The sequence below is a fragment of the Mariniphaga sediminis genome, from assembly GCF_003573545.1.
GTDB lineage: Bacteria > Bacteroidota > Bacteroidia > Bacteroidales > Prolixibacteraceae > Mariniphaga > Mariniphaga sediminis.
This window is the reverse complement of the sequence record NZ_QWET01000040.1, coordinates 1-8,469: the sequence shown is the minus strand read 5'-3', so window position 1 is coordinate 8,469 and position 8,469 is coordinate 1. Positions and strand designations below refer to the sequence as shown.

At 32.0% G+C, this 8,469-nt stretch carries 6 protein-coding genes; all 6 read right to left on the bottom strand.

What is annotated here, in order from left to right:
* Positions 1-103 precede the first annotated feature (103 nt).
* The 6 genes from D1164_RS23885 to D1164_RS23200 all read right to left on the bottom strand — a co-directional run bounded on the left by D1164_RS23885 (position 104) and on the right by D1164_RS23200 (position 8,335).
* Positions 104-271: a hypothetical protein gene (locus D1164_RS23885; protein ID WP_172594614.1), complete on the bottom strand. Its 168-nt coding sequence runs from the start codon at positions 269-271 to the stop codon at positions 104-106.
* A gap of 54 nt (positions 272-325) precedes the next feature.
* Entirely contained in the window at positions 326-1,207 is an 882-nt protein-coding gene (locus D1164_RS23220; protein WP_147372277.1) for a hypothetical protein, read from the bottom strand.
* 310 nt (positions 1,208-1,517) lie between these two features.
* The gene (locus tag D1164_RS23215) at positions 1,518-3,419 is read right to left on the bottom strand and encodes a DUF3857 domain-containing protein (protein ID WP_119352302.1); all 1,902 of its coding nucleotides are present in this window, start codon (positions 3,417-3,419) and stop codon (positions 1,518-1,520) included.
* Positions 3,419-5,371, bottom strand: coding sequence for a DUF3857 domain-containing protein (locus D1164_RS23210; RefSeq protein ID WP_119352301.1), 1,953 nt, complete (start codon positions 5,369-5,371; stop codon positions 3,419-3,421). Before D1164_RS23210 ends, D1164_RS23215 begins: the two co-directional genes overlap by 1 nt.
* A 389-nt stretch (positions 5,372-5,760) precedes the next feature.
* Positions 5,761-6,690 carry a T9SS type A sorting domain-containing protein gene (locus tag D1164_RS23205; RefSeq protein ID WP_172594613.1) on the bottom strand — a complete coding sequence of 310 codons (930 nt, stop codon included), beginning with the start codon at positions 6,688-6,690 and terminating at the stop codon, positions 5,761-5,763.
* A gap of 157 nt (positions 6,691-6,847) precedes the next feature.
* Positions 6,848-8,335 carry a T9SS type A sorting domain-containing protein gene (locus D1164_RS23200; RefSeq protein WP_172594612.1) on the bottom strand — a complete coding sequence of 496 codons (1,488 nt, stop codon included), beginning with the start codon at positions 8,333-8,335 and terminating at the stop codon, positions 6,848-6,850.
* Positions 8,336-8,469: the final 134 nt, after the last annotated feature.

Genomic DNA, 8,469 nt, shown 5'->3' with positions numbered 1-8,469 from the left:
CTTGAAGAGCTTCAAGTACTACTTTTGTTTTAAAGCCTGCGCTGTAAGTTTTTCTCTTTTTCATAACAACAAGTTTATTAAATTTTCAAATTATACTTGTTGTCTAAATTTTGGGGCTAATTATAAAGAAATCTGATGATTTTGTATTTTCTTTTACAAGAAAATCTTTTTTTTCATATTTTTTGATTTCGAAATACTCTTCAAGTTCACCATTATCATTCGTGTCAAAATCGAAGTAGTTCAGTAAATATGTTTTTATTTCTTTTGTCATTTTTTGCTGGCAACGATAAGTTTATGTTGCAATTTACAATATATAGCTTGTTTTTTATTCTGCATATTCAACTATAATTCCGTCAGTTTTGCTTAATCTTGCTTGGTCTCCATTACTGCTATACAAGTATATATTTAAATTTGCTTGGCTAAAATGCTTTTTGGCTAAATCAAATGCTTTCTCAAAATCAGAGTCCATTTGTAGTAAAAGCCTCATATTGTGATTGTCTGGATCCCAATGTGTGTCAATCGGTTTCCCATTTTCTCCGACACTTAAATGTCTGTATGGGTAGTTCGGAACTGAAGTTTTTACAAAACCAATGGCTTCCAACTCTTCAAGAAACGCTATTGCTTGTTGCGTATTTTCTGTCCCTGCAAATACAACACTTCCGAATAAAAGATTTTCAGGAATGGGATAAACAGTAGCTATTGAACTTGAAAAATTCTCATTGGTTGGAATTTGTAAATCATATTTATCTTCATGTACGGTTAAGTTTGAAATGATTTCAAAATCATATGTTTTTAGGATTACTGAATAATCTCTTTCATCCAGCAAGTTGTCAGGAATAAATAAATTTCCTTTTGGTCTGCATAAAGAATCAATGCCATTTGGAGTTGGAAATTTTCCGCATTTTCCATTATCTACTTTATCTGCCAGAATAATTGTAATATTCTTTCCTTCAATTTTATAGTCAAAAACTAATTTAAATGAGTTTTCAAATTCCTTATTTTCATACAATTCGAATCTTAATCTTTTTCCTCCTTCTCCAAACACTTCATGGTCCCAATACATTGTTAAACTTTCAACACTTGCCTCAGAATTAATTGTAAAGTTATCTTTATTACATCCGAAAATTGTAAATGCCAGAAGTAGAATAATTTGGTGAGTTTTCATATTAGTTATTTTTTGTTTTTTTTTATAAGTTATAACGGTCACTTTTAAGTTATTGTTGTTGTTGTTGCGGATTTCGAAGAGTGGCAGTGTCGGATATGAAATGGTGGTCAAGATAGGAGCGGAGACAACGCACACCAATGCACTCCAGCTTTTTTGTGTTGTGTGTTCGCACCAGTTAATTGTAGTTTTTCCTCCATCCTAAAAGCTCCTTTTTCTTTATTTTATCATTCTTTGAACAATCAGTCAAAAAAATGGATGTTTAAATCTATATGAATCAATCAAATTCATTATTTATCCACCCAGCGTTTAAGATTTTAATAAAACGGGCTTATTTGATATATCAGTTAGGATACTATTTTGATATCAAAACTACCTTTTCATCTTCTCGATCGTTTATATGAGATAAAAAATCATCGATATCTTTAAACATCTCTTTATTATATGTTCCTTTGTTAATACGAATCTTTCTAACAATTGCTATGCCTTTACCGGTCTTTTTAAAAGAGAACATACATGTGCCATATGTTGTTTTGAGGTTTAAGTCCTCAGGCAGATATTCAATTGAATATCCATCTGGGATGATAATGTTAAGCGAATCTGTATACGTAAATCCCTGCGGATGATATAAAGGAAACTTTCGATCTTCAGGAATATAATCCAAGAAACTGTTCCAAAGGAAATAGGTAGGTGTAAATATCATTCTTTTTCCTGCAGAAGTAGCAAATTGGCTTAAGCTACCTTCTACATTTAAAACTGCCTTTGCATAATCTTTCGATTCATCGGAGAAACTAAAGCTATTAATCTTCATCCCATTTGCATTTAATCCTTTAAGCAAAGCCTTTTCCTGTTCTTTATTTGAAGTATAAAGTAATCCCTCAATTTCATCGTACATGATGTTTTCATATATTGTATGTAACTCAAAGTCTGATGAGCCTTGGGGATGGATATTAAAGTTGATATTTGAAACCCGGTTGTTTTCTTCAGCAGTGTAAGTGGGTGTACGAACTATTTTACCGCCTTCGTTAGTTATCAAAAGTGCATAACGATCGATAGTTCCTCCGCCTAAATAGTTAAAAGGTTTTTTCTGGTTTGTACATTCAAGCCAGATAGTATCATTATCATCCGGCACGCAAAGAATAATATGATTGGTTTGATAAGAACTAGGGAAATCGAGATAGCGAATTTGTTGATGCTTTCCAGCTCCTATTTCAGTATAAAAAGATTTGATACCAATACTTTTTAACAATGCCTTTGTGTAGTTTGACAATCCTTTACAATCGCCAAAACCTTTTGCTTCTACTTCGCTTGCCAGCATAGGTTGAAATCCTCCTATGCCCAAATGTATATTCACATACCTGGTTCTCCCCTGCATATATTTATAGATGGCATATATTTTTTCCTTCCTTGTTTTTAGGGTATCCGTTAATGAAATTAAATAATCTTTAGTTTCTTTAGATAGGTCATCTCGATCATTAATTAGATTAAAGCCCCAGTTGCCATATGATTCCCAACTATCATAAGTCCCTTCAGTTTTTTCATAAGAAAATTCCTTTGGTACTAAGAGTATTGTAGGAAATATTTTATCATATGATGGCGAGAAAGATTCATATTCAATAGGTTTTAAATTTTTAACATTCCAAGAATAGTGTTTATTTTCCTGTTCTATATTGACATCAGCCTGTGTTGGAAAATTTAAGGTTTTAAAATTTATATCCAAATCAGAAGGTGTCGTAAATTCAAGGTTTGCTTCCTGAACAGAAACATTAAAATCATTAATTGGCAACCAGCCCGGAAAGCCCACTAAAGCTTTATGAGTTATTGTGTAAGAATATTCAACGGTAAAAGGATAGTTATTTACACTAGGATTAAAAGCTTTAATACGTTGGTCGCTGAAAAAAGTATAATCGCTAAATTTAATAATATCTAGAATGTCTGATTTTTTAAGTTTATCAGATTTAACTCCATTTTTATCGTAAAAGATCCCCTGTATATCACTCACAGAAGAGTTTTTGTCGTAAGAAATTTGCAAATTCCCTTTGCTTTTAGCGCTTTTGTTTAAAATGGTAACAGCATAATGATATTCCACTTTATAAGCATTTGTTGATGTACGGATATACTTCGTATCTGAAAACCTGATTACAGCATCAGCATGCTTTGTAAGTGAATCGGGTATGTTTTTAACGTTCAGCGCATTTTGTGCGAAAATTACACCGTTAAGGAATGTTATAAGTAAGATTGATATTGCTGTTCTCATTATAGTTTTTTTAAAACAACCAGTTCTTTTTGTTTGTCAATCATGGTTTGATAAAATGCTTTTAAATCATTGTATTCGGTTGTTAAATATAGCATTCGTTTTTGCTTAAATATTAGGGTGAGAAATATTTTATTTTCTAATTGTTTGATATTAAAAATATACTGTGCACTCTTATCGGGCATTCTGAGTATCATGGGTTGGGGAATTTCTTCAATAGTATAACCTTCGGGTATTGTGATTGTATAAATCTGTTGTACTGAATACGGATAGTCAAATTCTACAGGGTATTCCCTTTTATCTAATTTGAATGGATTTTTTTCGTAAAAAGGTTCATATGCCGGTGAAAACATTGCCAGGTTACCTGTTTTATCAACCTGATTTTCGTGTTTGAAATTTACTTTTAATGTCATATCGCTTTTTATGCTATCTAAACCTACAACTTCATAATTATTAAACGATAGGTTTTCATTATGCTCCTCAGCATACTCAAAATATTCGTCCAGGGTATTAAAGTTTTTTATCGATTTTCTTCTTAAATATGCTGAATAATCTCTTAGTTTCATTTCATTCACACCTTCAAATGCCATATCATCGGTAATTGAAATGTTATATGATTCAACAAGAGAATAAGGCCTGTAACCCATGAGATTTATCCACTCAATACCTCCTTCTTTTACAATCAATCCTTTGTCGTTCAAGCATCGTATAGGTAATAAGTTAATTTCTGAGAACGGATCGGTGGCATCAAGCAAATAATCTTTCCCTTCATATTTTACCAGGGCGATAACATAATTTAGCCTGTCGTTTGATGGGTGTACAGGATAAATAATACCATTGCTTTGTGTACTTAATACCACCGGATAGCATTCGAATCCCAGCTCACGTATTAAGGCAACAAGGTTTAAATTTATATCAGCAACATTTCCTTCTCCTTTTCTAAATGCCTGGGGAAGTGTTTCTGTGGTATATTTACCATAGTAGTTATTCCAAACTATTGTTGTTTTCATATAGTTAAGCGCATCATCGACTAGTTCCATACCTGTGCTGTTTTTTATCATTAAAGAGTCTATTGCTTTTCTTAAATGAAAACTTTTTTTGAGTTCTTTACCAAAATAATTATTGTCTAAAAGATTTCTAACAATAGTAGGCCAGCTCGTAGCATAATTTTTCGTCATTGTAAAAGGTGATGAAATTGATTGTAATTCAAATTCAATTTTACTTATATAATTGTTGCGGGTTCTTAAATATCCTTCATTAGGAAATGCAGGTATATTGCTTGCAATATAGCTAAATCCTTTTTCAGTATACATTGTACTACCTATTGATTTTGTGGTGTTCCCTTTTTCTGTCTTTACCCTAAAATACCCTTTCATTGTTTTATTGTATATAAAATACTCGGGATATCCAACATAATATTCACTTTGCAGAACTGGAATAGTTTTCTGGAAATACCATGAATTTAAATCGATAAAATTATGGTGGGTGAGGGTATATTCTATTTCAATTATTGATCCTTCTTTTACATTAGGCATGACAAACTTATCAGTATAGTAATCGTTAATTGTTTTTTCATGAATAATATCCTTTCTTTTTACCTTACTTTCAACTATTTCTCCATTTTCCAGGTTATAGGTAACAGCATTGATTCTCGAAACTGAATTGTAAGGTGGAATTTTAATTTCACCCCATGAAAAGGCTTCAGAATCAAGAATTTTTATACGATAATGATGATGATGATCCAACTGAAATTGATCCATATATTCAACTTTAGTGGTTCCATAATCAAAAATAAAATACGCGTGGGCATTGGAGTCGATAGGACAAACTGTTGCTTTTAAATCTTTAATATCAATTTTTCCGAATTTAGCAGGTGGTTTTTGAGCAAAACAAGTATTTGAAAAAGCAATTAAAAAAATAATTGCAATTGTGTGAAATGTGTTAATTGTTCTCATTTTTAATAGTTTTAAGGTTTAAATATTCTAAGAAAGAAATCTCGTTTTTATTTTTTATGCATCCAGATAAATTCTGACTAACGTAAAAATTAATCATTGATTTTCAGTTGTTTATATTTTAATCAATTTTGCCATTTTTCAACTCATTTTTGCTATCCATTTTACGTTAGCAACAGGATTTAATAAGCTCTGGAGAAATAGATAATTTACGTTTAAATCTATTTCGGATGTGCTTATGTGGCGAATTGAGGCTAACGGTCACTTTTAAGTTGTCGTTGTGGGGTTCGGAGGGCGTCAGTGTCCGGCAGGACATGACGGACAAGAAAGGAGTGGAGACAACGCACCGCAGGAACCCACAATGCAATTGGCAAAATATTACCAGTAGCTTTTTATTGTTTTATTATTTTTTGCGTCAACATTATTTGTTCAATTTGATCTGTAATCAAGGCATTATAAATGCCTGGTCTGAGATCTAATTTTATAGTTGTTTTCGTTTTATTCAACGGTTGCTCAAGAATTGAACGGCCATTTATATCAATGATTTTAATTGATAAGTTTTCGTTGGAGTTATTTTCAATTTGTAACTGATTCGTTACAGGATTTGGGTAAATTTTAATTTGTAAATCAGTCATGGGAAGATTGACACCCATCAATAGATTGGAAGCCAAACAATCGCTAAACGTAGAATTTAGATATTTGACCACTCCGTTTTCCTTAAAGCAGATATGTTCCCAAAGTTGATAGCAACAAGTTGGAACCATTGTTATGTGCCCTAATAATCCAGCTTTTACACTTCCAATTCCCTCAATCCAATATTCATCGTCAGGAAAATAATAATTACTGTTGCGTGAATCTGGACTTATTTTATATCGATTTCTATATTCTTCATTGATTTCAATTGTGTCTATGGCTTCAATTATAGAAAAGAAAGAACTATAATCATCATGAAATACAGTATCGCCAACCTGGACATTAAAGTCATACAGAATTAACTCTTCATCATGAGGAAAACCTAAAAAATCATTTCCAATAAAATATATCCTTTTATCCTTCTCTCTTATACCTCCAATAGGAGCAACGCATGCTGTATCTGAAGCATTGCTTTGTAAGCATAATCTGTTATATCTTAATTGGTTAATAGTCGTATCTGCATTTAATACATATTGCATTAGTATAGTATCTGCTGGATTTTCAGACATACTATATTCGAGATAAACGTTCCATTGGGCATTTTCTGTTGGAAATGGAACATAGTTTTGACTTTTTAATTCAGTTGAAAAAGTCAACATAGTTGCCATTATAAAGATTAGTTGTTTCATGGTTGTTTGGTTATTATATGGCATAACGGCCTAGTGTAAGCGTAGTGGCGAACTTCGGAGCTCCTCGCTATCAAATCAAGATGGTGTTGATGCGAGCCACAAACCTTGATGTTTACTACTTATCCCGCCATTACGTATTACACATTGTTGTGTGCTGCTATTTCACCACTACATATTTAGTTGCAATCCTTTGCCCCCAATTATCTGTTAATGTCAAGATATATGTTCCTTTCGAGTAAGAGGATATATCAATTGTTAGTAAATCAGAAGTCAGTTGACTATCAAAGAACAATTCGCCAACTGTATTGTACAACTTAATATTATAATTCTCAATCACATTGCTATTAGTAATTTTAACGTTGATGTAGTTACTGGCTGGGTTTGGATACAAACTAATCTCACTTTTGATAATATTTCCGTTCACGTTTGTAATTGTTTGATATACTATTAAAGTATCAGTTGTGGAAAGGTGAGTAGTGTCATAAACTGTAACATAATTATATACGTCAAGAGTATCATAGACAGTCATATGTTCGTATGTATAAACAGTATCCAAAATAAATAATTGAGCCAGTTCAGATGTGTCAGATGGTGCAATTGAATCTACAAAAGATGAGTTATTCAAGATGGTGATAAATGGCTTTGCATCAGAGAAGGAATAATCATCAAAAATTAGAGCCGCTAATCCTTTTTCTCCAAATCTTATTAACTGTGAGGCTTCTGGAATATGATAATCAGATGGAATAATATTAGGCACGTTATAGCCAGTTTCTTTAGCAAAAGTAGTTCTATTGTAACTATAAAAATCCAAATCAGTATCATTATCGCTTACCATACAAAAAAAGACCTTATTGTTTTTTGAATCTGATTGATTTGGATATGTTTTCCAAGTATCCTCCAGTTGAAATTTACCAACCTGTGCTGGGATTGATGGGTCAATGACTAAACCCTTATCATCAAAAAGCAATTCCTCATCATATTTTGCATTTTTCAAACTCAAAAAATCTCCTTTAGAGAGCATCGTCACACCTGTATCAGCAGAGACGTGAATTGAATAAAATGCATAAGAGGTATTACCAGTTGTAATACCATATAGAGTGTCAGACCCTGTGGTTATTAACTCATCAGGACCAGACCAGTCATCCATGAATTTTTCATGCTGAACACCATTTACATAGACTGCGGTTCCTCCCTCTGCTGTTGTCCCCTTGAAATATCTACAAACAACTACTGAAGAATCATTATTTGGCAAAATTGCTAAGGATTTTGCATAATAAGAACCATCACGGTGGTCTATACCCAGACTAATATCCTGAACAACAGTAAAAGATTCTAATGAGAACTTTTTAACCATTGGTTGTTCATCAAAACTTATAAATATATAATTGGAATCCGTTGTAAATTCAAAATCATTTGGTTCACTTCCAATAAAAATATTATTAGAAACTGTTCCAGTATAAGGATTAATGGCAACAATAGAGTTAGCATAATTTGCATCAATGCTTTTTACTGTTGCATAAATTAAATCTCGTTTAGTATCATATTTAATTTTATTCGCACTTATCTCCATTGTAAATAAATACTGAGAAAATACATTTAGACTTATTAAGCCTAACAATGAAATAAGAATTGTAATTTTTTTCATGTTTATCATCATTAGTGTCCACTAAACTTTATAAAATATTGTTTTAAGAACTTGATATTATGTAAGATATGCTCGAAATAGGTTGTCCACGATTTGAATTCATACCTTTAAATTCAAAATTAAATTTAGGGGTA